28 protein-coding genes and 1 tRNA gene are annotated in these 26,280 nt (G+C 70.0%); 20 read left to right on the top strand and 9 right to left on the bottom strand.

What is annotated here, in order from left to right; translation table 11 throughout:
- The 7 genes from DDE18_RS19890 to DDE18_RS19860 all read left to right on the top strand — a co-directional run bounded on the left by DDE18_RS19890 (nucleotide 1) and on the right by DDE18_RS19860 (nucleotide 6,044).
- Nucleotides 1-1,413: an ABC transporter substrate-binding protein gene (locus tag DDE18_RS19890; RefSeq protein WP_116574006.1), complete on the top strand. Its 1,413-nt coding sequence runs from the start codon at nucleotides 1-3 to the stop codon at nucleotides 1,411-1,413.
- A 10-nt stretch (nucleotides 1,414-1,423) separates the two neighbouring features.
- Nucleotides 1,424-2,470, top strand: coding sequence for an ABC transporter ATP-binding protein (locus DDE18_RS19885; RefSeq protein ID WP_116574005.1), 1,047 nt, complete (start codon nucleotides 1,424-1,426; stop codon nucleotides 2,468-2,470).
- Complete coding sequence (locus DDE18_RS19880) at nucleotides 2,463-3,365, top strand: carbohydrate ABC transporter permease (RefSeq protein ID WP_116574004.1); 903 nt, start codon at nucleotides 2,463-2,465, stop codon at nucleotides 3,363-3,365. The genes DDE18_RS19885 and DDE18_RS19880 overlap by 8 nt, the downstream gene beginning before the upstream one ends.
- Nucleotides 3,362-4,267, top strand: coding sequence for a carbohydrate ABC transporter permease (locus DDE18_RS19875; protein WP_211754655.1), 906 nt, complete (start codon nucleotides 3,362-3,364; stop codon nucleotides 4,265-4,267). Before DDE18_RS19880 ends, DDE18_RS19875 begins: the two co-directional genes overlap by 4 nt.
- 83 nt (nucleotides 4,268-4,350) lie before the next feature.
- Nucleotides 4,351-4,803: a M67 family metallopeptidase gene (locus DDE18_RS19870; protein WP_116574003.1), complete on the top strand. Its 453-nt coding sequence runs from the start codon at nucleotides 4,351-4,353 to the stop codon at nucleotides 4,801-4,803.
- A complete protein-coding gene (locus DDE18_RS19865; protein WP_116574002.1) occupies nucleotides 4,803-5,087 on the top strand; it encodes a MoaD/ThiS family protein in 285 nt (94 codons plus the stop codon). The genes DDE18_RS19870 and DDE18_RS19865 overlap by 1 nt, the downstream gene beginning before the upstream one ends.
- Before the next feature lie 9 nt (nucleotides 5,088-5,096).
- Nucleotides 5,097-6,044 carry a PLP-dependent cysteine synthase family protein gene (locus tag DDE18_RS19860; protein ID WP_116574001.1) on the top strand — a complete coding sequence of 316 codons (948 nt, stop codon included), beginning with the start codon at nucleotides 5,097-5,099 and terminating at the stop codon, nucleotides 6,042-6,044.
- Between the two features lie 29 nt (nucleotides 6,045-6,073).
- Here DDE18_RS19860 and DDE18_RS19855 read toward each other — a convergent pair whose 3' ends face one another.
- Nucleotides 6,074-7,099, bottom strand: a complete 1,026-nt coding sequence (locus DDE18_RS19855) for an alkaline phosphatase family protein (protein ID WP_116574000.1) — start codon at nucleotides 7,097-7,099, stop codon at nucleotides 6,074-6,076.
- Between the two features lie 86 nt (nucleotides 7,100-7,185).
- Here DDE18_RS19855 and murI point away from each other — a divergent pair, with 86 nt between their 5' ends.
- From murI to DDE18_RS19840, 3 genes are all read left to right on the top strand, one after another.
- A complete protein-coding gene (gene murI, locus DDE18_RS19850; RefSeq protein ID WP_116573999.1) occupies nucleotides 7,186-8,040 on the top strand; it encodes a glutamate racemase in 855 nt (284 codons plus the stop codon).
- Nucleotides 8,037-8,819, top strand: a complete 783-nt coding sequence (locus DDE18_RS19845) for an MBL fold metallo-hydrolase (protein ID WP_116573998.1) — start codon at nucleotides 8,037-8,039, stop codon at nucleotides 8,817-8,819. Before murI ends, DDE18_RS19845 begins: the two co-directional genes overlap by 4 nt.
- A gap of 219 nt (nucleotides 8,820-9,038) precedes the next feature.
- Nucleotides 9,039-9,224 (top strand): hypothetical protein, encoded by a 186-nt coding sequence (locus DDE18_RS19840; protein WP_116573997.1) that lies wholly within the window; start codon nucleotides 9,039-9,041, stop codon nucleotides 9,222-9,224.
- Between the two features lie 45 nt (nucleotides 9,225-9,269).
- Here the strand turns inward: DDE18_RS19840 and DDE18_RS19835 are convergent, their stop codons facing one another.
- Complete coding sequence (locus DDE18_RS19835) at nucleotides 9,270-9,989, bottom strand: immunity protein Imm33 domain-containing protein (RefSeq protein ID WP_116573996.1); 720 nt, start codon at nucleotides 9,987-9,989, stop codon at nucleotides 9,270-9,272.
- A 7-nt stretch (nucleotides 9,990-9,996) separates the two neighbouring features.
- On the opposite strand from DDE18_RS19835, the gene DDE18_RS19830 reads away from it, so the two are divergent.
- Nucleotides 9,997-10,812 carry an alpha/beta fold hydrolase gene (locus DDE18_RS19830; protein WP_245916892.1) on the top strand — a complete coding sequence of 272 codons (816 nt, stop codon included), beginning with the start codon at nucleotides 9,997-9,999 and terminating at the stop codon, nucleotides 10,810-10,812.
- Nucleotides 10,813-11,222: 410 nt separating this feature from the next.
- Here the strand turns inward: DDE18_RS19830 and DDE18_RS23140 are convergent, their stop codons facing one another.
- Together DDE18_RS23140 and DDE18_RS19820 are read right to left on the bottom strand one after the other, a co-directional pair.
- A complete protein-coding gene (locus DDE18_RS23140; protein ID WP_165821257.1) occupies nucleotides 11,223-11,570 on the bottom strand; it encodes a hypothetical protein in 348 nt (115 codons plus the stop codon).
- A 171-nt stretch (nucleotides 11,571-11,741) separates the two neighbouring features.
- Entirely contained in the window at nucleotides 11,742-12,356 is a 615-nt protein-coding gene (locus tag DDE18_RS19820) for a VOC family protein (protein ID WP_116573993.1), read from the bottom strand.
- A gap of 343 nt (nucleotides 12,357-12,699) precedes the next feature.
- On the opposite strand from DDE18_RS19820, the gene DDE18_RS19815 reads away from it, so the two are divergent.
- Nucleotides 12,700-14,106, top strand: coding sequence for an NAD-dependent succinate-semialdehyde dehydrogenase (locus tag DDE18_RS19815; protein WP_342748977.1), 1,407 nt, complete (start codon nucleotides 12,700-12,702; stop codon nucleotides 14,104-14,106).
- Between the two features lie 247 nt (nucleotides 14,107-14,353).
- On the opposite strand, the gene DDE18_RS19810 is transcribed toward DDE18_RS19815, so the two are convergent.
- Nucleotides 14,354-15,007 (bottom strand): response regulator, encoded by a 654-nt coding sequence (locus DDE18_RS19810; protein WP_116574075.1) that lies wholly within the window; start codon nucleotides 15,005-15,007, stop codon nucleotides 14,354-14,356.
- Nucleotides 15,004-16,188 (bottom strand): sensor histidine kinase, encoded by a 1,185-nt coding sequence (locus DDE18_RS19805; protein WP_116573992.1) that lies wholly within the window; start codon nucleotides 16,186-16,188, stop codon nucleotides 15,004-15,006. The genes DDE18_RS19810 and DDE18_RS19805 overlap by 4 nt, the downstream gene beginning before the upstream one ends.
- Before the next feature lie 111 nt (nucleotides 16,189-16,299).
- Between DDE18_RS19805 and DDE18_RS19800 the strand changes: the two genes are divergently transcribed.
- The 5 genes from DDE18_RS19800 (at nucleotide 16,300) to rdgB (ending at nucleotide 20,408) form a co-directional block, all read left to right on the top strand.
- Entirely contained in the window at nucleotides 16,300-17,214 is a 915-nt protein-coding gene (locus DDE18_RS19800) for an ABC transporter ATP-binding protein (RefSeq protein WP_170313301.1), read from the top strand.
- Complete coding sequence (locus tag DDE18_RS19795; RefSeq protein WP_116573991.1) at nucleotides 17,211-18,020, top strand: ABC transporter permease; 810 nt, start codon at nucleotides 17,211-17,213, stop codon at nucleotides 18,018-18,020. Before DDE18_RS19800 ends, DDE18_RS19795 begins: the two co-directional genes overlap by 4 nt.
- Before the next feature lie 156 nt (nucleotides 18,021-18,176).
- Entirely contained in the window at nucleotides 18,177-19,016 is an 840-nt protein-coding gene (locus DDE18_RS19790) for an SGNH/GDSL hydrolase family protein (RefSeq protein WP_116573990.1), read from the top strand.
- Complete coding sequence (gene rph / locus DDE18_RS19785; RefSeq protein ID WP_116573989.1) at nucleotides 19,013-19,750, top strand: ribonuclease PH; 738 nt, start codon at nucleotides 19,013-19,015, stop codon at nucleotides 19,748-19,750. The genes DDE18_RS19790 and rph overlap by 4 nt, the downstream gene beginning before the upstream one ends.
- A 1-nt stretch (nucleotide 19,751) precedes the next feature.
- The gene (gene rdgB / locus DDE18_RS19780) at nucleotides 19,752-20,408 is read left to right on the top strand and encodes an RdgB/HAM1 family non-canonical purine NTP pyrophosphatase (protein ID WP_281258415.1); all 657 of its coding nucleotides are present in this window, start codon (nucleotides 19,752-19,754) and stop codon (nucleotides 20,406-20,408) included.
- Here rdgB and DDE18_RS19775 read toward each other — a convergent pair.
- Nucleotides 20,405-20,929, bottom strand: coding sequence for a COG4315 family predicted lipoprotein (locus DDE18_RS19775; protein WP_116573988.1), 525 nt, complete (start codon nucleotides 20,927-20,929; stop codon nucleotides 20,405-20,407). The genes rdgB and DDE18_RS19775 overlap by 4 nt on opposite strands.
- Before the next feature lie 26 nt (nucleotides 20,930-20,955).
- Nucleotides 20,956-21,037, bottom strand: a tRNA-Leu gene (locus tag DDE18_RS19770).
- A 199-nt stretch (nucleotides 21,038-21,236) separates the two neighbouring features.
- On the opposite strand from DDE18_RS19770, the gene DDE18_RS19765 reads away from it, so the two are divergent.
- From DDE18_RS19765 to DDE18_RS19755, 3 genes are all read left to right on the top strand, one after another.
- A complete protein-coding gene (locus DDE18_RS19765) occupies nucleotides 21,237-23,573 on the top strand; it encodes a helix-turn-helix transcriptional regulator (protein ID WP_116573987.1) in 2,337 nt (778 codons plus the stop codon).
- Between the two features lie 229 nt (nucleotides 23,574-23,802).
- Entirely contained in the window at nucleotides 23,803-25,395 is a 1,593-nt protein-coding gene (locus DDE18_RS19760; protein ID WP_342748974.1) for a glycoside hydrolase family 13 protein, read from the top strand.
- On the top strand, nucleotides 25,392-25,790 hold the full coding sequence (locus tag DDE18_RS19755) for a hypothetical protein (RefSeq protein ID WP_116573985.1): 399 nt from the start codon (nucleotides 25,392-25,394) through the stop codon (nucleotides 25,788-25,790). The genes DDE18_RS19760 and DDE18_RS19755 overlap by 4 nt, the downstream gene beginning before the upstream one ends.
- Here DDE18_RS19755 and bcp read toward each other — a convergent pair.
- Entirely contained in the window at nucleotides 25,779-26,258 is a 480-nt protein-coding gene (gene bcp / locus DDE18_RS19750; RefSeq protein WP_116573984.1) for a thioredoxin-dependent thiol peroxidase, read from the bottom strand. The genes DDE18_RS19755 and bcp overlap by 12 nt on opposite strands.
- Nucleotides 26,259-26,280: the final 22 nt, after the last annotated feature.

Genomic DNA, 26,280 nt, shown 5'->3' with positions numbered 1-26,280 from the left:
ATGGCACCGACGAACTCGTGGACCCGGCGAGAGGTCCTGCGCATCGCGGCACTTTCCGGCCTCGGCGCCGCCGTTGCCTCATGTGCCAGTGAACCCGAGAGCCCGACCGAACAGGGCGCCGGGGGTGAGCCGAGCCCGACCTTCAACGAACCGGCGAGCAAGCTCTCGGGCACGCTGAGCATCCTGCTGTGGAGCCACTTCGTGGCCAGCCACGACGAGTGGTTCGACGCGTTCGCCACCGACTGGGGCAAGGAGGTCGGCGTCGACGTCCGCGTCGACCACGTCGACGTCGCCAACGTCCCGACGCAGATCGCCTCCGAGCTGCAGGCCGGCCAGGGGCACGACCTGATGCAGTACATCGCCACCCTGTCGCAGTTCGAGCCCAGCGTGCTCGATCTCCGGGACATCAACGAGGAGGCGAGCCAGCGGTACGGCGAGCAGCTGGGCATCTGCAGGGACTCCAGCTACAACCCGCACACCGACAAGTACTACGCGTTCTCGCCCGGCTGGGTGCCCGACCCGGGCAACTTCCGACGCAGCCTGTGGGAGCCGGTCGGGCTGCCGGACGGCCCGACGACGTGGGAGGAGCTGCTCACTGGCGGCGCCGAGATCATGAAGTCGCAGGACGTGCAGCTGGGCCTGGGCATGTCCCAGGAGATCGACTCCAACATGGCCGGCCACGCGCTGCTGTGGTCCTACGGGGCGTCGATCCAGAACGAGAACGAGCAGGTGGTGCTCAACTCGCCGGAGACGATAGCGGCGGTCGAGTTCATGGGTTCCCTCTATCGGGACGCGATGACCGACGAGGTGTTCGCCTGGAACGCCGCGAGCAACAACGAGGGCCTGATCGCCGGCAAGCTCAGCTACATCCTCAACTCGATCTCCGCCTACCGGTCGTTGCAGGAGGTGAACCCGGAGGTCGCCGACGACACGTTCTTCGTGCCCGCGCTCGAGGGACCCTCGACGGCACTCGCCGCCCAGCACGTCATGTACAACTACATCGTCCCGAAGGGTGCCCAGAACCCCGACGCGGCCAAGGCCTTCCTGCTGCACCTCTCCGACAACTTCGCGCTCGCGACGTACGAGTCGCAGCTCTACGACTTCCCGTCCTGGCCGTCGCTCGCCCCCGACCTCGGCGACTGGCTGACCGATGACCCGTTCGGGTCCAACCCGTCGGACAAGCTGGCCTTCCTCGGAGACGTGAACACCGCCGCAGAGTGGAGCGCGAGCATCGGCCACCCGGGACCCTCCAGCCCGGCCATCGGCGAGATCCTCGGCACCTACGTGATCCCCAACATGTTCGCCCGGGCGGTGCGCGGGAACATGAGCCCCGAGCAGTCCGTCCAGCGGGCGCACGCCGAGTGCGAGAGGATCTTCAGCAACTGGCGCCGGCGCGGGCTCATCGGCGGCTGAGGAGATCCGGGTGGCGGTCGCCGTCGAGGTCAGGGGCCTGCGTAAGAAGTACGACGGCGGCCATGTGCACGCCCTCGACGGCATCGACCTGGCCACGGCGGAGGGGGAGTACCTCGTGCTGCTCGGGCCGTCCGGCTGTGGGAAGACGACCCTGCTGCGCACGATTGCCGGCCTCGAGCAGCCCACCGAGGGCGAGGTGGTCATCGGCGGGTCGATCGTCAACGGGCTGCCACCCCGCGCGCGGCGGGTGGCGATGGTGTTCCAGAGCTACGCGCTCTACCCGCACAAGACGGTGCTCGGCAACATCGTCTTCCCGCTGAAGGCCGAGGGCCTGGACCGGACGGCCCGGGAGAAGCAGGCTCGGTGGGCGGCGGACCTGCTCGGCCTGGGCGAGCTGCTGGACCGCAGGCCCCGCCAGCTCTCCGGGGGAGAGCGGCAGCGCGTAGCACTGGCCAGGGCGATGGTGCGCGATCCGCAGGTGTTCCTGCTCGACGAGCCGTTGTCGAACCTCGACGCGAAGCTCCGGGCCAGCGCCCGTGACGAGCTCAAGCGGTTCCAGCGCCGGGTCGGCACCACCACCATCTACGTGACCCACGACCAGGCCGAGGCCATGGGGCTCGGCGACCGGATCGTGGTGATCGACCGCGGAAGGGTCCGCCAGGTCGGACACCCGGTCGAGGTGTACGACGACCCGGCCGACACGTTCGTGGCCCGGTTCATCGGGTCGCCACCGATGAACCTGGTCCGCCGCTCGTCCACCCTGGTCGGCTTCCGGCCGGAGCACCTGCTGCCCGCACACGACGTGGCCGGGGAGAAGGTGGTGCTTCCCTTCGCGGTGGACCGCGTCGAGCACCTCTCGGGCGACCGGCACGTCTACGGCACGATCTCCGGCTTCGGGGAGGACACCCGGGTGATCTCCCGGCTGCCGGCGACGCTGACCGAGCCGATCGCCGAGGGCGTGCACGACTTCGCGGTCGACGTGCGCAGGCTGCGGTTCTTCGACGAGGGGACCGGGCGCCGCGCCGACCCGATGCCGGTGACGACGACCCATGGCTGACGTGGCGCACCGGACCCGGCTGGTCGACCGCGACGGCGTGCTCGGCTGGATGTTCCTCGCCCCGACCGTGGTCTACGTGATCGCGCTGGTCGCGGTCCCGTTCGGCCTGGCCATCGCGTTCGCGTTCAGCGACGTGACCTCCGGCGACCCGACGTACGACTGGGCCGGCCTGGAGAACTTCCGCCGCGTCTTCGACGACCCGGTGTTTTGGCAGTCGCTGTGGAACACCCTGGTCTTCACCACCGTGTCGATGTTCTTCATCGTGCTGTTCGGGAAGATCCTGGCCAACATCCTGGTGGCCGACTTCCGGGGCAAGTGGGTGGTCCGGTTCCTGGTGCTGCTCCCGTGGACCACCCCGGTCGCGTTGTCCAGCGTGAGCTGGCTGTGGCTGCTGCACTCGATCTACTCGCCCATCGACTGGGTGCTGCGCGAGCTGGGTCTCATCGAGACCAACCTCTACTGGCTGGGCCGGCCCAACCTGGCCATGGCCTCCGTGATCGCGGTGCACGTCTGGCGGCTGGTGCCGCTGGCGGCGGTGATCATGATGGTCGGCCTGCTCTCCATCCCGCGCGACATGGACGAGGCCGCCCGGATCGACGGGGCCGGCTACTGGCGGCGGATGTTCGAGGTGACCATCCCGCTGACGTTCCCGCTGATCGCGGTGGCGGCGCTGTTCGGGGCGATCTTCACGTTCACCGACATGGCGGTCGTCTACATCCTCACCCGCGGCGGGCCCAACAACGCCACCCAGGTGCTGGCCAGCTGGTCGTTCCTGCGTGGCATCGGCGGCGGCGACATCGGCCAGGGCGCGGTGATCGCGCTGTTCCTCTTCCCCCTGCTGCTGATCGCTGCGGTGCTGATCCTCAGGGCGGTACGACGGATGGAGACGTTGTGACGACGCCTCCCGTCACGCTGGACGCGGCCGCCGAGGACGCCGGGCGGGTGCGCCGGCACTACGCCCGACGGCACGTGATGGGACGCGTCGGCCTCTACACGCTGGCGATCCTGGCCGCGCTGGCCAGCGCCGGTCCGTTCCTGTGGAGCTCGATCACGGCCACGAAGCTGAACGCCGACCTCTACAACCCGCAGAACAACCCGTTTGCCTACAACCAGCCGGCCACCTTCGACCACGTCCGGTTCCTGTTCACCGAGACCACGTTCCCCACCTTCGCCTGGAACACGCTGTGGGTCGGCCTGCTGGTCGTGCTGATCACGTTGGCACTCGGCGTGCCCGCGGCGTACTCGCTCACCCGGCTGGACCTGCGCGGCTCGGGGACGCTGGGCATCGCCATCTTCTTCGTCTACCTGATCCCGCCCAGCCTGCTGTTCCTGTCGCTGACCCGGATGGTGGTCTGGCTGGGGCTCCAGGACTCGACCTGGTCGCTGGTGCTGATCTACCCGACGATCACGCTCCCGGTCTCCATCTGGCTGCTCATCGGCTTCCTGAAGGCACTGCCGAAGGACGTCGAGGAGCAGGCCATGATCGACGGCTACAGCCGGGGTGGCGCGTTCCTCCGAGTGGTCGTCCCCCTGCTGTTCCCGGGCATCGTGGCGGTGGTCGTGTTCGCGTTCACGCTCACCGCCAGCGAGTTCATCTATGCGCTGGCGTTCATCTCGCCGACCTCGGAGAAGGTCGTCAGCACCGGGATCCCGACCGAGCTGGTCCGCGGCGACGTGTTCCACTGGCAGTCGCTGCAGGCCTCGAACATCGTCATCGCCGTCCCGATCGCGCTGATCTTCAACCTGTTCCTGGCCCGGTTCATCGCGGGGTTCACGATGGGGGCGGTCAAGGGCTGATCCCCCCGCCCGCGCCGCGCACCCGGGGTCCGCCGACTGGGCGTCGGCTCGCGAAGCGGCCGAGGTCGCCTACCATCTCGACCGTGCTGACCCTCGACCAGGCGACCTACGACGCGATCGTCGCGCACGCGAAGCGGGACCATCCCGACGAGGCGTGCGGCATCGTGGCGGGCCCCGAGGGCAGCGACCGGCCCGAGCGGATGATCGAGATGGTCAACGCTGCCGGCAGCCCCACGTTCTACGAGTTCGACTCCACCGAGCTGCTCGCGCTCTACAAGGAGATGTGGGCGCGCGACGAGGAGCCGGTGATCGTCTACCACTCGCACACCGCCACCGAGGCCTACCCGAGCCGCACCGATATCGGCCTCGCCAGCGAGCCCGGAGCCCACTACGTGCTGGTCAGCACACGCGAGCACGGGAATAGCGAGGGCCCCGTCGAGTTCAGGTCTTACAGAATCGTCGACGGCGAGGTGACCGAGGAAGAGGTCCGCGTCGTCCCCGAACTACCCCAATCCCAGTCGAGGAGTGCTTCCTGATGGCCATCGAGGTCCGGATCCCCACGATCCTGCGCACGTACACCGGCGGCGAGAAGGCCGTGACCGGCGAGGGCGCGACCCTTGCCGCGCTCCTGGACGACCTGGAGGGCAACCACCCGGGGATCAAGGAGCGCCTCGTCGAGAACAAGGGCGGCGGCGTCGACCTGCGTCGCTTCGTGAACGTCTACGTCAACGACGAGGACGTCCGGTTCATCGGCGGCCTGGAGGCCGAGCTGGCCGACGGGGACCAGGTCGTCGTGCTGCCCGCCGTCGCCGGGGGCTGACCGGGCGCGATGAGGTACGACGACCTGCTGGCGTCCGTCGGCGGCACCCCGCTGGTCGGGCTGCCCAGGCTGTCGCCGACTCCCGACGTACGCATCTGGGCCAAGCTCGAGGACCGCAACCCGACGGGGTCGATCAAGGACCGCCCGGCCCTGAAGATGGTCGAGCAGGCCGAGCAGGACGGCACCCTGCGTCCCGGCTGCACGATCCTCGAGCCGACCAGCGGCAACACCGGTATCTCGCTGGCGATGGCGGCTAAGCTCAAGGGCTACCGCATCGTCTGCGTGATGCCGGAGAACACCTCCGAGGAGCGGCGCCAGCTGCTGCGGATGTGGGGCGCCGAGATCGTTTCCTCGCCGGCCGCCGGCGGCTCCAACGAGGCCGTGCGCGTCGCGAAGAAGATCGCCGCCGAGCACCCCGACTGGGTGATGCTCTACCAGTACGGCAACGACGGCAACGCCCTCGCGCACGAGGAGGGCACCGGTCCGGAGATCCTCGCCGACCTCCCCGAGATCACCCACTTCGTCGCCGGCCTCGGCACGACCGGCACCCTGATGGGTGTCTCCCGGTTCTTCCGCAAGGCCAAGCCGGACGTGCGGATCGTCGCCGCCGAGCCGCGCTACGGCGAGCTGGTCTACGGCCTGCGCAACCTCGACGAGGGCTTCGTGCCCGAGCTCTACGACGCCTCGCTGATCGACAGCCGGTTCTCCGTCGGCCCGCGTGACGCCGTACGCCGGGTGCGCGAGCTGCTCGAGCTGGAGGGCATCTTCGCCGGCATCTCGACCGGCGCGATCCTGCACGCCGCTCTCGGCCAGGCCGCGAAGGCGGTCAAGGCGGGGGAGCGGGCCGACATCGCGTTCGTGGTCGCCGACGGCGGCTGGAAGTATCTCTCCACCGGTGCCTACGAGGGCACGGTCGACGAGGCGGAGGAGCGGCTCGACGGCCAGCTGTGGGCTTGAGGCTCGGCCTCGTGGCCCGGGCAGGCTGATCAGGGCTGCAGCGCGCCGACGTCGAGGTCCTGCTGGACGGCGTGCTCGCTGTCGGGCACGGGGGGCAGGCCGAGCAGGTCGAGCGCCAGGTTGGCCACGGCCCCGTTGCGCACCGGCTGGAGCGCATCGGCGTACGTCGTCCGGTTGCGGCCGGGGTCGGCGTAGTCGGGGTTGAGCGCGTAGAGGTCGGCACCGGCGGCCACGTCGGGTCCGAGGACGAAGAAGGGCACGCGGTAGTTGGCCAGCCGGGCGGCCTGGTAGTGGCTCGGGCCCTTGCCGCCGTGGTCCGAGGTGACGATGACGGCCGTCCGGCCCGCGAGGTCGGGGTCGGACTCGATGGCGTCGAGCAGCGTGCCGACCAGCCGGTCCACGCCGCGTACGGCGTCGAGGTAGGCCGCGGACATGAAGCCCTTGTCGTGACCGGTCCGGTCCGGGAGGGCGAAGTGCACGAACCGGAACGCACGGTCCGTGCTCGCCAGGTCACGTCGTACGGCGCGGGCAAGCCGACGGTCGTCCTCGATGATGGTCGAGACGTCCACGGCTGCGGGCCACGACCGGTCGAAGAGGCTGAACTTGGTCTTGGACGCGAAGAGACCGGTGAGCTCGCCCGCTCCGTGCACCTGGGTGAAGACCGACTCCACCGTGTGCCCGGCGGCCGCCTGCACCGTGCGGGGCCGGCGTCGGTCGTCGTTCCAGGTGACGCCGTGGCCGCCGGTGCTCCTGTCGATGCGGCGGCCGGTCACCATGCCGGTGTGGTTGGGCAGCGTCTCGGTCTGCTCGAACTCCGTGCGGGCGTTGAGGGTGCTCGCGCCGTCCTCCATCAGCCGGTGCAGCGTCGGGGTGCCCGCCTCGCCCAGCCACCGGATCGCCGCGGGGTTGAGGCCGTCGATCGAGATCGCCACGACCGCGTCGACCGGCGGGGCCTCCGTGGCCGCGGACGGCGCCTCCTGGAGCGTGCCGCAGGCACCTCCTGCGAGGAACACCGCGAGCAGGGGAGCGACCAGACCGAGGCGACGCGACGACATGGGCGCCACCCTAGGTCACGATGTGACTGGACCAACGTGCCTGAGAGCTGTGTCGGACGGCGTCCGAGCACCTAGCCTTTGGTCCCGTGCCGTCCCACTCTGCCGATCAACGGGCCGATGCCCCCATCGGCATCTTCGACTCCGGGTTCGGTGGCCTGACCGTCGCGAGGTCGGTCATCGACCAGCTGCCGCACGAGTCGATCGTCTACGTGGGCGACACCGCCCGGCAGCCCTACGGCGCCAAGCCGATCGGCGAGGTGCGTGAGTATGCGCTCGAGTGCCTCGACCACCTCTACGAGCAGGGGGTGAAGGCGCTGGTGATCGCCTGCAACTCGGCCAGCGCCGCGATGCTGCGCGACGCCCGGGAGCGGTACGACGTGCCCGTCGTCGAGGTCATCCTGCCGGCTGCCCGCCGCGCGGTGGCCGCGACGCGGTCCGGCCGGGTCGGAGTCATCTGCACCCGGGCCACGGCCGAGTCGATGGCCTACGAGGACGCCTTCGCCGCGGCGCCGCAGGTCGAGCTCGCGATCCGCGCCTGCCCCCGCTTCGTGGACTTCGTCGAGCGCGGCGTCACCGGCGGCGACGAGCTGCTGGAGGTGGCCCACGACTACCTCGACCCGCTGGTCGAGGCCGGCGTCGACGCCCTGATCCTCGGCTGCACCCACTACCCGCTCCTCACCGGCGTGATCTCGCTGGTGATGGGCGACGGCGTGACCCTGGTCAGCTCGGCCGACGAGTGCGCGAAGGACGTCTACAAGATGCTCACGCGCACCGGACTGATGCGCGAGGACGGCGAACCCACCTATGCGTTCGCCACCACGGGTCGTCCCGAGGAGTTCGCCACCATCGGACGCCGGTTCCTCGGCTCCGAGCTGCTCAGTGCATCCGGGATCAGTGCTTCCGGGATCGGCGCCACCCAGCTCGCAGGAGGTCTGGCATGAGGCTCACCGTCGTCGGCTGCTCCGGGTCCTACCCGGGACCCGACTCCCCGGCCAGCTGCTACCTCCTCGAGGCCGGGTCCGGCTCGGGTTCCGGTTCGGGCTCGGGGGAGGACCGCCCCTGGCGGATCCTCCTCGACCTGGGCAGCGGCGCGCTCGGCGCGCTGCACCGCCACGCGGATCCGCTCACGATCGACGCGGTCTTCCTCAGCCACCTGCACGCCGACCACTGCCTGGACCTGTGCGGCTACTACGTCCTGCGCAAGTACCACCCCAAGGGCGCCCAGCCGAAGATTCCCGTCCACGGCCCCGTCGACACGGCCCGTCGGATGGCGAAGGCCTACGACCTCGACGAGAACCCGGGCATGAACGAGGAGTTCGACTTCCTCGAGTACGACGGGGCCGTCCAGGTCGGGCCCTTCACCGTGACCCCGGTGCCGGTGCTCCACCCGGTGCCTGCCTACGCGCTCCGCGTCGAGGCGGGTGGCAGGACGCTCGCCTACAGCGGGGACACCGCGCCCTGCGAGGCCCTGGACGACGCCGCGCGCGGCGCCGACCTGCTGCTGGCCGAGGCCGCCTTCCGCGACCGGGACGACAACCCGCCCGGCATCCACCTCACGGGCTCCGACTGCGGCCGCACCGCCACCGCCGCGGGTGTCGGCAGGCTGCTCCTCACCCACGTCCCGCCGTGGCACGACCCCGCCGACGCCCTCGCCGAGGCGCGGACGACGTGGGAAGGCCCGCTCGACCTGGCGCGTGCCGGCACGACGTACGACGTCTGAGGCAGTTCGACCAGCTGGCCACGGGCAAGTCGATCGACAGGATTCTGCGGGCTTGAGGATCAGGGCGGCACCCGGCCTGGCTCTCCTGGGCGCGATCGGTAGCCCGTTCGGGTGGTTTTTCAGACATCGCTCGGCAAGGGGTGCCGAGACGTTCACACTGGTGGAAGAACTCGGGCCGCAGTTGGCGTGCCCGAAGTCACGTAGGCGCAGGTGAGCCGCATGGATGACCAATACGATGTCGATCTGGTCGACCACGCCTTGCTCGAGGAAGTCGAGCTGACCGCCGAGCTGATCGTGGCCGCCAGCGTGTCGCGGACACCCCTGTCGCGGGCGGAGATCGATCGCATCCTGGGAGTGACGCCCACGGTTCCGCGTCCCCGTTCAGGTGCAGGATCCGATTCCTGAAGGCGTCCCGCGGCGACTGTGCGGGCGCACGACAGGACGGACTCGCTAGTCGCCCTCCTGGTCACCAACTGTCACATAACGTTCGGCCGCTCCATCCCAGGCCCACGACCCGTTGATCGGATCAGTCTCGAGGACGGGCCGCAGCTCGGGCCAGCGGTCGAGCAGGAAACCCACGGCTTGGAGCAGGACGTTTCCCGGGTCGTCGACCTCCTCGTGGGATTCGTCTCCCACGAGAGCCCGCCATCCAGAATCGCGGTCGTTGTCGGGATCCTCGCGATAGACGTAGCCCGGCCGGACATCTTGCTCGTGGCTACGGCGACTGACGAACATGTTCTTCTCCAGGAGGGGCCAGGTCGCTTCCGTGCTGATGACGTGCTCGGGACCGAACTCAACGACTGCACCCCGCTCCAGGGTGGTGATCGCACGTGGAGCGTTCATCAGGGCACCGACGTAGCGCGTCCCGTCCACGCGGAGCACTTCAACCCACATGCGCTCGGCGCCCGGCTCTCCTGCTCCGGGATCGACGAGCTCGAACAGCAACTTCGCCGGGTCCCCGGGCGACAGGCTCTCGCGCTCGGACCGCGGCGGGATGAAGAACGTCCTCGGAGAGGCGGCGTGCCGCTCTTCCGCGTTGGCCAGCCGATAGTCGACTACACGATCCGTCACAGTCCCATCCTGCCTGAACCCGACAGACCGCCCGTTCGGCGGCATGGCCGGCGGCTCGCGCCGAAAGCGGCCGGGCGAATCACTCGCCTGTGACAGCATGGCGCCCGTGCTGAGGGAGACGTTCTCCTGGCGGGGCCGCGCGGTGCGCTGGGAGCAGTTAGGTTCTGGTCCTGCGGTCGTGTTCTGTCACGGCACCCCGTGGTCGTCCGAGCTCTGGCGGCCATACGCGGAGGGACTGGCCGCCGATTACACGGTGTACCTGTGGGACATGCCGGGATACGGGAAGTCGTCAAAGCACGCCGAGCATCCGGTTTCCCTCGACGTCCAGGGCGAACTCTTCGCCGATCTGCTTGCCCATTGGGAGCTGCAGTCGCCACATGTCGTCGCGCACGATTACGGCGGTGCGGTCGCACTGAGGGCCCATCTGCTGCACCAGGCCGCCTTCGCATCGCTGGCGCTGGTCGACGTCGTGGCGCTGGCGCCGTGGGGTTCGGACTTCTTCCGGCTCGTCGGGGAGAACGCCGAGGTGTTCAGCGCAGTTCCGCCGGCCATCCACGAGGGGGTGGTGCGTTCCTACATCGCGGGCGCCAGCCACGCCGGCCTGACCGCGCGTGACTTGGAGTCGCTGGTCTCGCCGTGGCGCGGCGCTGAGGGACAGGCAGCCTTCTATCGCCAGATCGCTCAGGCAGACCAGCGGTACACCGACGAGGTCGAGCCCCTGTATGCCGAAATCCAATCACCGGTGTTGGTCGTCTGGGGACAGCAGGACGAATGGATTCCCGTGGACCGTGCTCATCGGCTGGCCGCGATCATCCCCGGGGCCAAGACACAGGTGGTGGAGGGCGCTGGTCACCTCATCCAACTGGACCAGCCAGCGGTCCTGGCAACCTGCCTGACCCGATGGCTTGGCGAGCAGTCCTGACCGACTCCCCGGGTCTGGTCCGCACTCATCGCCGTCCGCTGCCGCGACCAGTGCTGGACGAGCTTGTCTACGAAAACTGTCGTCGACCACGAGCCGCCACCGATCCCAGAGCTGTCTTGCAGGGAGGGACTCAAGGCCGATTCGCTGAGGACATGGACCCGATCCCTGCCACGGGGTGAACTGGACGTCACCGCCACGTCGGTGTATCGCATCCGCGAGGGCTCGATCACCGAGCATTGGGGTGAGGTGGATTTCCCTCGGTCTGATGCAGCAGCGTGGAGTGGTGTCTACACAGGATCCTCAACACTTCAGTCTCTGAAGCTTGTTGACAGGAACAGCGCATCCACGCGCCGCCCAGGAGTCCGAGGAGGCCGTTCAGGGTGTCGCGTCCCCGGCCACCGTCGAGAAGGTCATTGACGTTGCCGCCGGACAGGTTGTCGTTTCCGCCGCGACCGTAGGGCTCGAACGGAGCCGCGCCCGACACCGAAGGTGTCGGCCCGGTCGCTGCCGATGAAGGTGAATTGCGACTTCTTCGGGTTGTGCCCACCCACGGTCAACTTCTCCACCTGGGTGAGTCGCACGAAGGGCTTGTGCCCTGCGACGGTGATTCGCCGCTCGTGCAGGTTGAAGGTGATCCGACCGGCAGGAACGGTGCGTTCGACGCTCGGCACCATTGCGTCACGCCCGCCGCCGTCGAGGACGTAATCACCCTCGCGCGTGAACGAGGCGTTGATGCTGTGAACGATCGCTGCTCCCACCTCAAGCGGTGCAGAACCGTAACGCGGGCCGACAGTCGGGAGTCGAACCGTCGCCGCTTGTTCGACAGCACATCGGCACGAGCGCGCTCCGCGGCATCGGCGGATGTCCGCAGCCCACGCTGTCTGGGGCACATTGCAGTGCACTGTGGACCGCCCGCTCAGTCGTGCACGTCAGCGTAGTTCCCCGTCGCCATGGGGGCCGCCTATCCGGGCCACCAGGGCAGGTCGAGGTGCTCGGCGAACCTCCACGTCGGCGCCCATCGCAGCCAACTCCGTCCTGATCTCGGTCGGCCGAGGGTGTTCCACCCACAGAGAGCGCAGGGTGAGGCCGACCGGTGCATCGACCGCCGGATGACGGGTGTCTCCCCAATTGATCAGGAACGGAATCACGCCGGCGACCTGGGCATTGGCGGTCACCCGCCAGTGCAGAAGCCTGCCGGTTGCGTCCTCCCGGCGCCCTTCCATCACTGGGCCGGGGTCGAATCCGTGCGAGCGCGCGTACGTGCGTGCGGCCTCGATGTCTTCGACCGCGATCACCCATCCGACCAGACCGCCCTCGGTGATGCCCTCAACTCCGTAAGGCCGCGGCGTCGCCGGGGCTGGCTGGCCGGGGTCTGGGGCGATGAGCTCCAGGTAGGTCCTCGGCCCCAACGCAAGCAGCTTGTTGTGCGTGCCTCGGCTCGGGTGGCTGCCGCCCGCGCCGGCCTCGACACCAAACCGGCGATGGATCTCGGCCACAGCAGCGTCGAGGTCGGGATGGGCATAGATGAGGTGATCGATCAGCATGCACACTCCACAGCCAGCAGCGCGGGTCGGACAGGCCCAGCCTGCCCGCCACCCCACGCCCTGTCATCGGCGCGACCGCGCCCGACCGGCGGCTGAGAGGGCGGATCACGAGGTGAATCGTGGGCGAGAGATCGGTGAAGCAGGCCCCTGCGTCCCGCAGGACTAGGGTCGGCGATTTCCTGTTCAACGGTAGACTGTTGACAACTAGACGGTCGGTCGTGATGATCTTCTGAGGCAAGCAAGCAGGTCTGCATCGGACACCGATGCAGCGAGCGCTGTGAGGTCGCCGACCTGAGCACATGGCTGAGCCGCCGACTGGTCGCCCTTGACCGCAACGGAGTGCATGGACGGGAAGGCGACGCCGGACCAGTGGGCTGAGTGCCTCAGCATCGACGAACGGACAGCACGCATGACGAGATACGCGGTCATCGACCCAGCCGACGGGTCGCTCGTGCGCGAGTACCCGACTGCGACGGATGACGAAGTGACGCAGGCCGTCACCGACGCGGACCTCGCCTACCAGGGATGGGCCAGCAAGTCGTCCATCGCCGAACGTGCTGCACTGTTACGGCGTGTGGGAGACCTGCACATGAAGCAGCGCGACGACCTCGCGAGCATCATCGTCCAGGAGACAGGCAAGGCCTACGCTGACGCGCTCTCCGAGGTCGACTTCACCGCGTCGATCTACTCCTACTATGCCGAGAACGCCGCCTCGTTCCTTCGAGACGAACATGTCGAAGTCATCAGTGGTACCGGGTCGGCGCTGATTCGGCGCAGCTCCCTTGGCGCGATCTTGGGCATCATGCCGTGGAACTACCCGTACTACCAGGTCGGTCGGTTTGCAGCTCCCAACCTGGCGGTGGGGAACACGGTCATGGTCAAGCATGCACCGCAGTGTCCAGAGTCGGCAGCCGCCCTTCATCGGCTGTTCCTCGAGGCAGGGTTTCCCGATGGGGCCTACGTCAACGTGTATGCAACCAACGAGCAGGTCGCGGGTGTGATCGCGGATCCAAGGGTGCATGGCGTCTCCCTGACCGGCTCGGACAGTGCCGGTGCAGCGGTTGCGGAGATCGCCGGACGCCACTTGAAGAAGGTGGTGCTGGAGCTTGGCGGGTCCAACCCATTCATTTTGCTGAGCACCCAAGACCTCGACGCCACGGTCGCATCCGCGGTGGCCGCGCGACTCGACAACACCGGCCAGTCGTGCAACGCGGCCAAGCGGTTCATCGTGGCCGACGACCTCTACGACGCGTTCCTGGAGAAGTTCACACGACGCCTGCTCGCCGCCGATCTCCCACCCTTGTCGTCGGAGCAGGCTGCAGCCAGGCTCGAGCATCAAGTCCGGCGCGCCGTATCTCAAGGTGCCGAGCTGGTCTCGGCGGGTCACCGGCGCGGGGCCCACTTTCCACCCGCCGTGCTCACCGGGGTGACACCCGACCACGACGTCTATCTCGAAGAGCTCTTCGGACCCGTTGCCATGGTGTTTCGAGTCCGGTCCGAAGACGAAGCCGTGCACCTTGCCAACGACTCGCCGTACGGCCTCGGTGCCTATGTATTCACGGTCGACCCCGAGCAAGCCACGCGCGTCACCGATCGGATCGAGGCTGGAATGGTCTTCGTGAATGGTGTTCGTGCAGGCGGCGTCGAGCTTCCGTTCGGGGGTATCAAACGCTCCGGGATAGGCCGCGAGTTGGGCCGGCTCGGCATGGATGAGTTCGTGAACAAGAAGCTCGTCCGGGTTGTCGCATAGGTCGTGCGGTACCGGCGACGTCTGCATCGCCTCTACGTCGGCCCACTAGGCCAGCAGATCAGAGGCGACCAACCACGGCCACCGGCCAAGCCAAGATCAACGAATCTGCCCCAGCGTTTCCACATCTTGGTGTCGGCTCGGTGGCCGGGGTTGTCGCTCGCCCTTCGGCTGCCCACGCATCGCGTGTGGCTCTCTCATGGCCTGCGCAGCCCCGGACACCGAGGGGCTGGCGCGCGGAGCCGGGCCCCTACACCAGCCCCGCGTCGTGCACGACCATCGCCACCTGGACCCGGTTGCTCGAGCCCAGCTTGTCGAACAGTCGCGACACGTGGGCCTTGACCGTCGGCACCGACAGGTGCAGCTCCGCCGCGATCTCGGCGTTGCTGAGTCCGCGACCGATGCAGACCGCGACCTCCTGCTCGCGGAGCGTCAGCTGGGCCATCCGCTCCTCGGCCACGGCGGTCCGGTCGGCTGTCGAGTCGTGGCGCAGGCGCTCGACGAGGGTCCGGGTGGCCGACGGGGACAGCATCGGCTCGCCGTCGGCCACCCGGCGTACGGCACTCACGATGTGGGGCGGCGGCGTGTCCTTGAGCAGGAACCCGTCGGCCCCCGCGGCCACCGCACCGAGCACGTAGTCGTCGGCGTCGAAGGTGGTCAACACGATCACGGCCGGGGGGTCGGGACGCGAGTGCAGGGCGCGGGTCGCCTCGAGGCCGTTGAGCCGCGGCATCCGGATGTCCATCAGCACCACGTCGGGCCGCAGCGACTCGACCCTCGCGATCGCCTCGGCGCCGTCCGCGGCCTCGCCGACCACCTCGAGGTCGGGCTGGCCGCCCAGCATCAGGACGAGGGACGCCCGGACGAGGGCATCGTCGTCGACGATCAGCACCCGGACCGTCATGCCGACCACGGCACCCAGGCGGTGAGCTCGAACATCCCGCCATCGACCCGGTGCGAGAGCCGGCCACCGCGCACCTCCACGCGCTCGGCGAGACCGACGAGGCCCAGGCCCGCCCCGGGCGCGGCGCTGGTGCCGAAGCCGAGCGGGTTGCGCAGCCGCAGGTGCAGGCCGTCGGCGGGGCTGCCCGCGAGGTGCACCTTCAGCAGCGCTCCCGGCGCATGCTTGCGGGCGTTGGTGATGCCCTCCTGGACGAGGCGGTACGCCGTGCGCCCCACCACGTCGGGCACGGGCCCCTCGCTGCGGTCGACCTCGTCGAGGAGGTCGATCCGCGTGCCGCTCGCGCAGGCCCGCGCGACCAGCGTCTCGATGTCGTCGTACGTCGGCTGCGGCGCGTCCGCCCGGACGCCGGTCGCGTCGTCACGGAGCACGCCCAGGACGCCGCGCAGCTCGTGCAGGGCCTCGTTGGCCTGGCCCTGGATCTGGCCGAGCCCGTCGCGCAGCTGGTCGGAGGCGAGGTCGTCGCGGAACGCCAGGGCACCGGCGTGCATCGAGACCTGGGTGATGCGGTGCGCGAGCACGTCGTGCATTTCGCGCGCGATCCGGGCCCGCTCGTTGGTGCGCGCCTGGTCGACCCGCAGCGCCTGCTCCGCCTCGGCGCGCAGCGCGCGCTGCTGGAGGGACCAGATGAGCTCGCGCCGGGAGCCGATGAACATGCCCCAGCCCATCATCGCGCCGTTGACGACGACGTTGATGAGGAAGACCACGCTCCAGTGGTTCCTGATCTCGAAGGGTGCGGTGTAGGAGTAGGTCTGGGCGGCGGCGAGGTTGACCAGGCCGACGACCAGGATCGGCACCGCGCGGCGATAGGTGGCGACCGAGACCCCGGCGAGGGTCGCGGGACCTGCCGCGAGGCCCGACACCGCGCTCATCAGCGCCACCACGAGGGCCACCGTCACGGGCCAGCGCCGGCGGAAGAGGACCACCACGAAGGCGGCCAGGCCGAGCAGCACCTCGACCCAGAACAGCCAGCGCACCTCGTTCCACTCCGCCTCGGCGGCCTGCGACCAGACCACGAGGGAGATGGCCGCACACCCGGCGAACCGCCACGCGTGGGCGGACGGCGTGAGCTCCGGGCGCGTCCGCTCGGGCGTCGGCCGGTCGATCGGGGCGGTGGTGTCCATCGGGGAGAACCCTAAGCCGCCCGGGAGCCCCTCGACCCCCTACTTTGGTCGGGGTCAGGTCCAGCCCTGCGACCGATGTGCCGCGGACGCTCGCCGGGCACGCTGTGGCGCATGATCCGCGTGCAGAGTGTCACGAAGCGCTACGGCGACTTCGTGGCCGTCGACGACGTCTCGTTCGTCTGTCGACCGGGGCGCGTCACCGGCTTCCTCGGCCCCAACGGCGCGGGCAAGACCACGACGATGCGGGTGATGACCGGCCTCACGCCGGCCACATCCGGCCGCATCACCATCGGCGGCCACTCCTACCGCGACCTGCCCAACCCGGGCCGCCACGTCGGCGTCCTCCTCGACGCGTCCGCGCAGCACGGCGGCCGCACGGGGCGCGAGGTGCTCGCGCTCGGCGCGCACCTGATGGGCCTGCCCACGTCCCGCGTCGACGAGATGCTCGACCTGGTCAGCCTCTCGGAGACGGAGTCGCGCCGCCGCGTGCGCCACTACTCCCTCGGCATGCGCCAGCGGCTCGGCATCGCCCACGCGCTCCTCGGCGACCCCGCGGTGCTGATCCTCGACGAGCCCGCCAACGGGCTCGACCCTGCCGGGATCCGGTGGATGCGCGACCTCCTCACGTCGTACGCCGATCGCGGCGGCACCGTCCTGCTGTCGAGCCACCTCCTCAACGAGGTCGAGCTCATCGCCGACGAGATGGTGCTCATCGGCCGCGGCCGGATCGTCGCCCAGGGCGACAAGCGCGCGCTGCTCCAGGGGCGGGGCACCGGCACCTTCGTGACCGCCGTCGACCCGTCCGCGATGGCGGCGGCCCTCGAGCGCACGGGCTACGTCACGGTCCCGGCCGGCGACGGCTTCCGGGTGGAGGCCGCGCCCGTGGACATCGGCCGCGTCGCCGCGGAGCACGGCCTGGTCCTCTCCGACCTCCGCCCTGCCGACGGCGGGCTGGAGTCGCTCTTCCTCGAGCTCACCGCCGAGGAGCAGCGCGAGTCCTTCGGCAACGCGGAGGTGGCCGCATGACCGCCCTGGCCGACGAGCCGGTCCAGATCGAGCTGGACCACGACGACGCGGTGCCCTTCTCGCGCCTGGTCTCCGTCGAGCTGCGCAAGATGCGCGACACCCGCTCGGGCTTCTGGCTGCTCCTGCTCACCGGCGTGCTGCTCGTGGCCGCGGCCGCCATCGCGCTCCTCGTCACGCTGCTCAACGACATCGAGCTGACCCCGGTCACCCTCGCCCAGATCATGATGGTGCCGTTCAGCCTGCTCCTGCCGGTGCTCGCGATCACCTCGGTGACGAGCGAGTGGAGCCAGCGCACCGGCCTGGTGACCTTCGCCCTCGAGCCCCACCGGATGCGGGCGATCGCCGCCAAGCTGGTCATGGTCCTCCTGCTGGCGCTGGCCACCACCGTCCTGGGCTTCGCGGTCGGGGCCGTGACCAACGCCCTCTACGGTGCGCTCGGCGACACCCCGGCCGACTGGAGCCTCGATGCCAGCGCGCTCAGCTGGACGCTGATCACCCAGCTGCTCTACTTCCTGATGGCCTTCGGCTTCGGCCTCGTGCTGCTCAGCACGCCGGCTGCGGTCGCCATGTTCTACGTCGTGGCGATGCTGCTGCCGTTCATGGTCTACGGGCCGCTCTTCGGGCTCGTCAGCTGGGGCCCCGACGTCGTCCCCTGGCTCGACCTCGGCTTCGCCACGACGCCGCTGGCGGGAGGCGAGGCGGCCGACGTCACCGTCTACGCGCAGGTGGCCGTCACCAGCCTGGTCTGGGTCGCGCTTCCCCTGGTCGGCGGGCTGATGAGGGTCAGGCAGGCCGAGCTCAAGTAGCTCCACAAGCTGGCCCCCACGGGGGAGGGGGCCGTCGCCGGGTCCGGTCGTTCACGGGGATGACCGGACCCGGCTATTCCATAGCCTTCACCGGCCGTTGCGGCACCCGTCACCGGCACATCCCCGCGTGCTACCGCCAGCGGCGATCCTCGGGCCATGCAGTCGGGCACGTTGCGCTTCACGGCCCTCGGCGACAGCATCACGCTGGGGATCGGCGACAAGCAGGCCGGGTCCTTCCGGGGCTGGGCACGCCTCCTCGCCGACGCCATGTCCACGGCGTACGCCGTCGACTTCAGCAACCTCTCCGTCGCCGGTGCCACCGCGGGCAGCCTCCTGCGCGAGCAGGTGCCGCTCGCGCTCGAGCACCCGCCGCAGCTTGCCTCCCTGATCGTCGGCATCAACGACACCATGCGCTCCACGTGGGACCCCGCCGGGGTGCGCCGCGACGTCCTGGCGGCGGCGGACGCCCTGGCCGGCACCGGCGCCACGCTGATGACCGCGCGCTTCCACGACCACCCGTCGATGCTGCGCCTGCCCGCGCGGGTCAGGCGCGCCTTCTCCTCGCGGATCGCGCTCGTCAACGACGCGTACGACGAGGTGGTGGCGCGTCATGGCGGCCTGCGCGTCGACCTCGCGCACTGCCCCGAGGTGTTCACGCGCGACTACTGGGCCTGCGATCGCGTGCACCCCGCCGAGGGCGGCCACCGCATGTTCGCCCGCCGCTGGGCCGCGGTCCTCGCCGCGGAGGGCCTCGTCTTCACGCCGCCGCCCGCTGAGACCGACACCCCCTACGTCCCGGGCCTGCGCACCGACCTGGCGTGGCTGGTGGTGGAGGGCCTCCCGTGGTTCGGCCGCCGGGCCGGGGACCTCGCCACGTGGGCCGTGCGGATGGCCTGGGTCGAGTCGCAGCGCGCGCGTCGCGCCCAGTCGGCCGCCCCGGTGATCGCGATGCCGGAGCAGCCCGGCCTCACCGCGGTCACTAGGGTCGGAGCATGACTTCGCCCTCTCCCCGTGCCGACGGCCGCGCCGACGACGAGCTCCGCAAGATCACCCTCACCCGCCACTGGCTCGACCACGCCGCCGGCTCGGTGCTCGTCGAGTTCGGCGGCACCAAGGTGCTCTGCGCCGCGTCCGCGACCGAGGGCGTGCCGCGCTGGCGCAAGGGCTCCGGGCTCGGATGGGTGACGGCGGAGTACGCCATGCTCCCCGCCTCGACCAACACCCGCTCCGACCGCGAGTCGGTCAAGGGCCGCATCGGCGGTCGCACCCACGAGATCTCCCGCCTGATCGGCCGCTCGCTGCGCGCGGTCATCGACTACAAGGCGCTCGGCGAGAACACCATCGTCCTCGACTGTGACGTGCTCCAGGCCGACGGCGGCACCCGCACGGCCGCGATCACAGGTGCGTACGTCGCGCTCGCCGACGCCGTCGCGCACCTCCGCTCGGTCGGCGCGCTGACCGGGGAGCCGCTCACCGGGTCCGTCGCCGCGGTCAGCGTCGGCATCATCGACGGCGTCCCGCGCCTCGACCTCCCCTACGAGGAGGACGTGCGCGCCGAGACCGACATGAACGTCGTGATGACCGGCTCCGGTGCGTTCGTCGAGGTGCAGGGCACCGCGGAGGGTGCACCGTTCAATCGGGCCGAGCTCGACGCCCTGCTCGCGCTCGCCGAGAAGGGCTGCGCCGACCTCACCCGCATCCAGCGGGAAGCTCTCGGCCTCGGTGGTTGAGGTGCGGAGCGAAGCGGCGCCTCGAAACCACCGCGTCTTCCTGGCCTCCCGCAACGCCAAGAAGCTCGCCGAGATGCAGCGCATCCTGGCCGAGCACCTCGCCGACGTGCAGGTGGTCGGCCTCGACGACGTCCCGGCGTACGACGAACCCGTCGAGGACCAGCCGACCTTCGAGGGCAACGCCCTGCTGAAGGCCCGCGCCGGCCTCGCGGCCACCGGCCTGCCGACGATCGCCGACGACAGCGGCCTCTGCGTCGACGCGCTCAACGGCATGCCCGGCGTGCTGTCCGCTCGCTGGTCCGGGCCGCCGGGCGACGACAAGACGAGTGCCGACGACCGCAACAACGAGCTCCTCCTCGCCCAGCTGGCCGACGTGCCCGACGAGCGCCGCGGTGCCCACTTCGAGTGCGCCGTCGTGCTGGCCCACCCCTCCGGCGTCGAGCTGGTCGAGCACGGGGTGATGCGCGGGCGGATCATCCGGGAGACGCGGGGGAGCGGCGGGTTCGGGTACGACGTGCTGTTCGTCGCCGACGAGCACGCCGCCGAGGGCCGGACCTCGGCCGAGCTGGATCCCGGGGAGAAGGACCGGATCTCCCACCGCGGCCGTGCCCTGCGGGCGTTGGCACCGCGGGCGGCCGAGCTGCTTTCGGCGGGTTAGCCGGGTGGGGCGGCGGACCCGTCGGCCTGGACGACGTACCAGTTGCCGCCGTTGAGGAACACGTCGTGGCACAGCACCTCGTGCTTGCCCTCGTGGGCGTAGAAGTAGAGCGGGTGGCCGCCGTAGGTCACCTGGACGGTGCCGTCGGTGCGCTTCGTGGTGCCGAGCAGGCCTGGCTTCAGGCCGCGGCCGGCGACCGGCTCGCCCTCGGTGAGCACCGGGGGCCAGGCCTCGGCGCAGGCGTCGTAGCACTCCGGCTCCGAGGTCGTCTCGACGTCGAAGAGGTAGATCGCCTGGCCGGACTCGTCGAACAGCATCGGCCCGAACTGGCTGTCGTGCAGGACGACGCTGGTGCCGGCCGCGGCGTGTGGCTCCTCCGTCGGCTCCTCACTGGGCTCCGTCGCGCTGTCCGTCTCCGTGGGGCCGTCCGCCGGCGCGTCCCCCGCCGGCGCGTCCTCCGCTCCGCCACAGCTCACGAGCAGGGTGAGGCCGAGCGTGGCCACGGCCAGTCGGATCAGCATGCGGACAGTCTGCCGCACCGCATCAGTGCCGAAGGGGGGACTCGAACCCCCACGCCCGAAGGCACAGGTACCTAAAACCTGCGTGTCTGCCAGTTCCACCACTTCGGCAAGGGCGTCAGTCTATGAACTGGCGGCGTCCCGCACCCAGTCAGCCACCTGTGTGTCGGACGATGGTGCCCGGCAGTTGTGCGAACACGCGGCGCAGCGGTGGGGCGGCCGTAGACTGTGGGCCGCTAGGGTGCCGGGCCTTGGGGGCCCAGCGATCCGATGGCTGTCTCGGGGCCGAACACAGAGGGCGGAATCCGGTATGGCAACCACGAAGTCGACGACGTCAGGTCGGGGCGCCCTGCCCGTCGAGCTGACCAGCTTTGTGGGGCGCCGACGCGAGCTCGCCGAGACGCGGAAGCTTCTGGCCAGCAGCCGGATGCTGACCCTGACCGGCGTCGGTGGGGTCGGCAAGACGCGGCTGGCGCTGCGGATGGCGGCCGAGGTCCGGCGTACCTTCCCCGACGGCGTGTGGTTCGTCGAGCTGGCCGCCCTTCACGACCCCCAGCTGCTCCCGCACACCGTGGCCAACACCCTCGAGCTCCGCCAGGTCTCCGCGGATCCCGCTGGCGACCTCGCGGCGTACCTGGAGGAGAAGAAGCTCCTGGTGGTGCTCGACAACTGTGAGCACCTCACCGACGCCTGCGCTGTGTTGGCCAGCAAGCTGCTTGCCGCGGCACCCGGCCTGCGCATCCTCGCCACCAGCCGGCACGTGCTCGGCGTCGAGGGCGAGCAGATCCTCGTGGTCCCACCCCTGTCGACGCCTGAAGCCAAGGTCAGGGCCGGCGACGCCGCGCACTACGACTCCGTTTCACTCTTCCTGGACCGCGCCGCGGCCGTGGCCCCCGAGTTCGAGCTCGGGGACGGCAACCGCAACGCCGTGGTGGAGCTGTGCCGGAAGCTCGAGGGCATCCCGCTGGCGATCGAGCTCGCCGCGGTGTGGCTGCGCACCCTCTCGCCGGTGCAGATCCTGGAGCGCCTCGAGGACCGCTTCCGGTTGCTCACCACCGGCAGACGCGCCGCGCCCGCCCGGCAGCAGGCACTGGACGCGACGGTGGGCTGGAGCTACGAGCTGTGCTCGCCCGCGGAGCAGCTTCTGTGGGCGCGGCTCTCGGTCTTCTCCGGAGGCTTCGATCTCGAGGCGGCCGAGGATGTCTGCAGCGGGGGAGGGATCCTGCGCGACGACGTCCTGAACCTGGTCGCGAGCCTGGTCAACAAGTCGATCCTGGTCCGCATCCAGGCGACCGAGCACACGACCGCGTGGTACCAGATGCTCGAGACGATCCGGCAGTACGGCGCGGCGCGGCTCGACGAGGAAGAGTTGCGGGCGTTGCAATTCAGGCACCGCGACCACTACCGGTCCCTGGCGCAGCAGTATGACGCCGAGAGCTTCGGCTCTCATCAGGCCAACTGGTTCATCCGGCTCCGGCGGGAGCAGGGCAACCTGCGGGCCGCCCTGGAGTTCTGCCTCACGGACAAATCCGAGGCTGCCGCGGCGTTCGAGATCGCCGCGCCCATCTGGAACTTCTGGTTCGCGGGGTTCCTCAGGGAGGGGTACCGGTCCCTGCTGCAGGCGCTGGACCTGGCGACCGAACCGACCAGGAGCCGTGCGTACGCGCTGTGGGCCGCCAGCTATCTGGCCATGTTCGCCACGGAGTTCGACCGCAATGCCGCGATGTTGGCCGAGTGCGCCGAGATCGCCGCAGGGCTCGACGACGACCGGTTGCACGCGCGCATCAAGGAGTGCCGGGGGCACGCGACGCTCTACCAGGGTGATCTGCCGGCCGCCATCGGGCTCCTGGAGGAGGCGCGGAGCGAGTTCCGGGCGGTCGGCGACCCGCTCGGCGAGTTCGACACGTTGATCCTGCTCACTGCGGCCACCTTCTTCCTCGGCGATCCTCGTGCCGACGAGTTCGCCCGACAGGCCCTGGCCCTGGCCGAGGAGCACGGGGCCATGTCGTCGAAGGCCTACGGCCTGTGGAGCGTCGGCATCACCCAGTGGGGTGCAGGTGCCCATGCCGAGGCGACGCGAACCCTGAGGGACTGCGTCCGGCTGTTCCTCACGATGCACGACCTGACCGGCATCAGCTTCGGCGTCCAGGCGCTCTCCTGGTGTGCCGCTTTCACCGCTCCCGACGAGGGGGCGGCCCGGCTGCTCGGTGCCTCGCAGGCGATCTGGCGGACGAGCGGGGCAAGAGTCGACGAGACGAACGCCTACAACGCCTTCGACCAGCGTTCGGAGGATCACGTGCGTGAGGCGCTGGGCTCCGAGCGGTACGCGAAGGCGTTCGCGGAGGGCGCGGCGTACTCCTTCGAGCAAGCGGTGTCGCTCGCCCTTGGCGAGGACGCCGACGCCGGAAGCGGGGGCGAGGCGGCCTCGCCCGGTCGCGGGCTGCCGAGCGCGGCGGGCGGGCTGACCCGACGTGAGCGGGAGATCGCCGGGCTCCTCGCGGAGGGACTGAGCAACAAGGAGATCGCGGCCCGGCTGATCATCTCGCAACGCACTGCCGAGACTCATGTCGACCACATCCTGGCCAAGCTGGGCGTCACCTCCCGCTCCCAGGTCGCCAGCTGGGTGGCCGAGCAACAGGGTCGCTGACGACGACGCGGCGGCAGCCCGACGTACGTACTCGACGCCATCTACGTACCGATCCCCGTATCTGTCCCGATGTTGGGGAAGTGGGGCTCGGGGGAGTGTGTGGGTACGCCGTTCCCCACCACCCGAGGGCCCCCTGATGTCTGCCGAACCGATCACAACCTCCAGCCGCAGTGGCCGGACCGTAGACATCCCTGGGTGGTGGCGGAACGGCGTCATCTACCAGGTGTACGTGCGCAGCTTCCAGGACTCCAACGGAGACGGGATCGGAGATCTCGGTGGCGTTCGCGCCAGGCTCCCCTACCTGCGCAGCCTCGGGGTCGACGGGATCTGGCTCAATCCGTTCTACGCATCTCCACAGCACGACCACGGGTACGACGTCTCGGACCACCTGGCCGTCCACCACGAGTTCGGCGATCTGGCTGACTTCGACCGGCTGGTCCACGACGCCCACCGGCTGGACATCCGGGTCATCGTCGACGTCGTGCCCAACCACTGCTCGATCGAGCACCCGTGGTTCACCGCCGCCGTGGCCGCCGGACCGGGCAGCCCCGAGCGCCTCCGCTTCCACTTCGCCGACGGCACCGGCGACCACGGCGAGCTGCCCCCGAACAACTGGCGTTCCGTCTTCGGCGGCCCCGCCTGGCGCCGGATCAGCGAACCAGACGGCTCGCCCGGCCAGTGGTACCTCCACTCCTTCGCCCCCGAGCAGGCCGACTTCAACTGGCGCCACCCGGACGTCGTCGAGCACTTCGAGGAGGTGCTCCGGTTCTGGTTCGACCGCGGTGTGGACGGCCTCCGCATCGACGTGGCCCACGGCCTCCACAAGCGGGAGGGTCTGCCGGACCACGAGTTCGCCATCGACGACGAGCTCACCGGCGACCCGGTCAACCCGTACGCCTGGAACCAGCCCGAGGTGCACGACGTCTGGCGCAGCTGGCGAATCCTCGCGGAGGAGTACACCGAGGAGACCGGTCGCGAGCGGATGCTGGTCGGCGAGGTGGGCGTGCTGGACGCCGGCGAGCTCGCGGCGTACCAGCGTCCCGACGAGCTGCACCAGAGCTTCTTCTTCGAGTTCCTGCGCACGCCCTGGGACGCCGACTCGCTGTCGCAGGTGATCGACCGGGGTCTGGAGACCGTCGCCGCCCACGACTCCCCGGTGGCCTGGGTGCTCAACAACCACGACATGCCCCGATCCGTCACGCGGTACGGCGGGGGTGCTCCCGGCGTCACTGCAGGCGATGTCGACCTCGGGCTGACCCGGGGCCGGGCGGCCGCGCTGCTGATGCTCGCGCTGCCGGGCTCGGTGTACCTCTACCAGGGCGAGGAACTCGGTCTTCCAGAGGTCACCGACCTGCCCGACGACGTGTTGAGGGACCCGATGTTCCGCCGCACCGATGGTGCTCGACGGGGCCGGGACGGTTGCCGGGTCCCCCTGCCATGGGCCTCCGGACAGGACTCGTTCGGCTTCTGCCCCCCGGGCACCCAGACCCCCACGTGGCTCCCGCAGCCCGACTGGTTCGACTACTACACCGTGGATCGACAGCTCGAGTCCGGCGAGTCCATGCTCCAGCTCTACCGCGAGGCCATCGCCCTGCGACACCGCGTCCCAGCCCTGTCCTCGGGCGGGTTCCGGTGGTTGCCGACCGAGCCGGGCGTGCTCGGGTTCACGCGCGGCGACGGATTCGCGTGCATCGTCAACTGCTCCCCCCGGCCGGTGTGCCCACCTCCCGGGGCGCGGCTGCTGCTCGGCAGCGACCCCGAGGTCGGGGACAAGCTCCCGCCGGACAGCGCCGCGTGGTTCCTTCTCGAGGAGATCTCATGAGCAACAATCCGCGGCCGCTGCTGCTCGGCTACATCCGTACCGACGTGCTCAGGAGCGGCACCGAGCTCCCCAGGGTGGAGGCCCAGCTCCAGGCCTTCGCCCACCGCGAGGAGTTCAGCCTCGGGACCGTCTACGTGGCGAGGGGCGACAACCCGGGCGCATTCGACGCGCTGATGGGCGAGGTGACCCGCGAAGAGGCCGCCTGGGGGGTCGTCGTCCCGGACCTGCGCCACGTGACCGTGGTCGAGCAGCTCGTCCTGACCAGGCACGAGGCCGGTGCCCGGACGGCCGTCCTCGCGGCCAATGTGTCACCTCGTCCCGGCGGACCTGGCGCCGTCCACCTGCCGCGCCAGGTCTGCCGTTCCACCGTGGTGGGCGGCGGGTCACACGTCTGAGGCGAGCCCGAGCTCGCGCCGCAGCTTGGCGACGTGGCCGGTGGCCTTGACGTTGTACTGCGCGACCTCCACCTTGCCGTCCTCGTCGACGACGAAGGTCGAGCGGATGACCCCCTCGACGTCCTTGCCGTAGAGCTTCTTGGTGCCGTAGGCGCCGTAGGCCCGGTGCACGCCGAGGTCTGCGTCCGAGAGCAGGGTGAGCGTGAGGGCGTCTCGCTCGCGGAACTTCGCGAGCTTGCTGGGGGCGTCCTTGCTGATGCCGAGCACCTCGTAGCCGGCGCCCCGGAGGGAGTCGAGGGAGTCGGTGAAGTCGCACGCCTGCTTGGAGCAGCCGGGGGTCATGGCGGCGGGGTAGAAGTAGACGATCACCTTGCGGCCGCGCAGGTCCGAGAGCGTGAGCTGCTCGCCGGTGTCGGCGGTCAGGGTGAAGTCGGGTGCGGTGTCACCGGGGGCGAGGCGGTCGGTCATGGGGCGCTCCTGGGTCGGCGTG

Origin of the sequence: Nocardioides gansuensis (assembly GCF_003076135.1) — a bacterium.
In the GTDB taxonomy this organism is placed as follows: domain Bacteria; phylum Actinomycetota; class Actinomycetes; order Propionibacteriales; family Nocardioidaceae; genus Nocardioides; species Nocardioides gansuensis.
Note: the sequence above shows the minus strand (reverse complement) of the source record. Positions and strands in the feature narration are given on the sequence as shown.

Excerpts from the sequence above, each read along its gene's own strand:
- DDE18_RS19815 (WP_342748977.1), top strand. The coding sequence starts at position 12,700 with ATGGACGGGAAGGCGACGCCGGACCAGTGGGCTGAGTGCCTCAGCATC.
- DDE18_RS19845 (WP_116573998.1), top strand. The coding sequence starts at position 8,037 with ATGAGGCTCACCGTCGTCGGCTGCTCCGGGTCCTACCCGGGACCCGAC.
- DDE18_RS19800 (WP_170313301.1), top strand. The coding sequence starts at position 16,300 with ATGATCCGCGTGCAGAGTGTCACGAAGCGCTACGGCGACTTCGTGGCC.
- DDE18_RS19775 (WP_116573988.1), bottom strand. The coding sequence starts at position 20,929 with ATGCTGATCCGACTGGCCGTGGCCACGCTCGGCCTCACCCTGCTCGTG.
- DDE18_RS19840 (WP_116573997.1), top strand. The coding sequence starts at position 9,039 with ATGGATGACCAATACGATGTCGATCTGGTCGACCACGCCTTGCTCGAG.
- DDE18_RS19795 (WP_116573991.1), top strand. The coding sequence starts at position 17,211 with ATGACCGCCCTGGCCGACGAGCCGGTCCAGATCGAGCTGGACCACGAC.
- DDE18_RS19835 (WP_116573996.1), bottom strand. The coding sequence starts at position 9,989 with ATGCTGTCACAGGCGAGTGATTCGCCCGGCCGCTTTCGGCGCGAGCCG.
- DDE18_RS19865 (WP_116574002.1), top strand. The coding sequence starts at position 4,803 with ATGGCCATCGAGGTCCGGATCCCCACGATCCTGCGCACGTACACCGGC.
- bcp (WP_116573984.1), bottom strand. The coding sequence starts at position 26,258 with ATGACCGACCGCCTCGCCCCCGGTGACACCGCACCCGACTTCACCCTG.
- DDE18_RS19765 (WP_116573987.1), top strand. The coding sequence starts at position 21,237 with ATGGCAACCACGAAGTCGACGACGTCAGGTCGGGGCGCCCTGCCCGTC.
- DDE18_RS19805 (WP_116573992.1), bottom strand. The coding sequence starts at position 16,188 with ATGGACACCACCGCCCCGATCGACCGGCCGACGCCCGAGCGGACGCGC.
- DDE18_RS19860 (WP_116574001.1), top strand. The coding sequence starts at position 5,097 with ATGAGGTACGACGACCTGCTGGCGTCCGTCGGCGGCACCCCGCTGGTC.
- DDE18_RS19790 (WP_116573990.1), top strand. The coding sequence starts at position 18,177 with ATGCAGTCGGGCACGTTGCGCTTCACGGCCCTCGGCGACAGCATCACG.
- rph (WP_116573989.1), top strand. The coding sequence starts at position 19,013 with ATGACTTCGCCCTCTCCCCGTGCCGACGGCCGCGCCGACGACGAGCTC.
- DDE18_RS19820 (WP_116573993.1), bottom strand. The coding sequence starts at position 12,356 with ATGCTGATCGATCACCTCATCTATGCCCATCCCGACCTCGACGCTGCT.
- DDE18_RS19855 (WP_116574000.1), bottom strand. The coding sequence starts at position 7,099 with ATGTCGTCGCGTCGCCTCGGTCTGGTCGCTCCCCTGCTCGCGGTGTTC.
- DDE18_RS19810 (WP_116574075.1), bottom strand. The coding sequence starts at position 15,007 with ATGACGGTCCGGGTGCTGATCGTCGACGACGATGCCCTCGTCCGGGCG.
- DDE18_RS19880 (WP_116574004.1), top strand. The coding sequence starts at position 2,463 with ATGGCTGACGTGGCGCACCGGACCCGGCTGGTCGACCGCGACGGCGTG.
- DDE18_RS19890 (WP_116574006.1), top strand. The coding sequence starts at position 1 with ATGGCACCGACGAACTCGTGGACCCGGCGAGAGGTCCTGCGCATCGCG.
- DDE18_RS19755 (WP_116573985.1), top strand. The coding sequence starts at position 25,392 with ATGAGCAACAATCCGCGGCCGCTGCTGCTCGGCTACATCCGTACCGAC.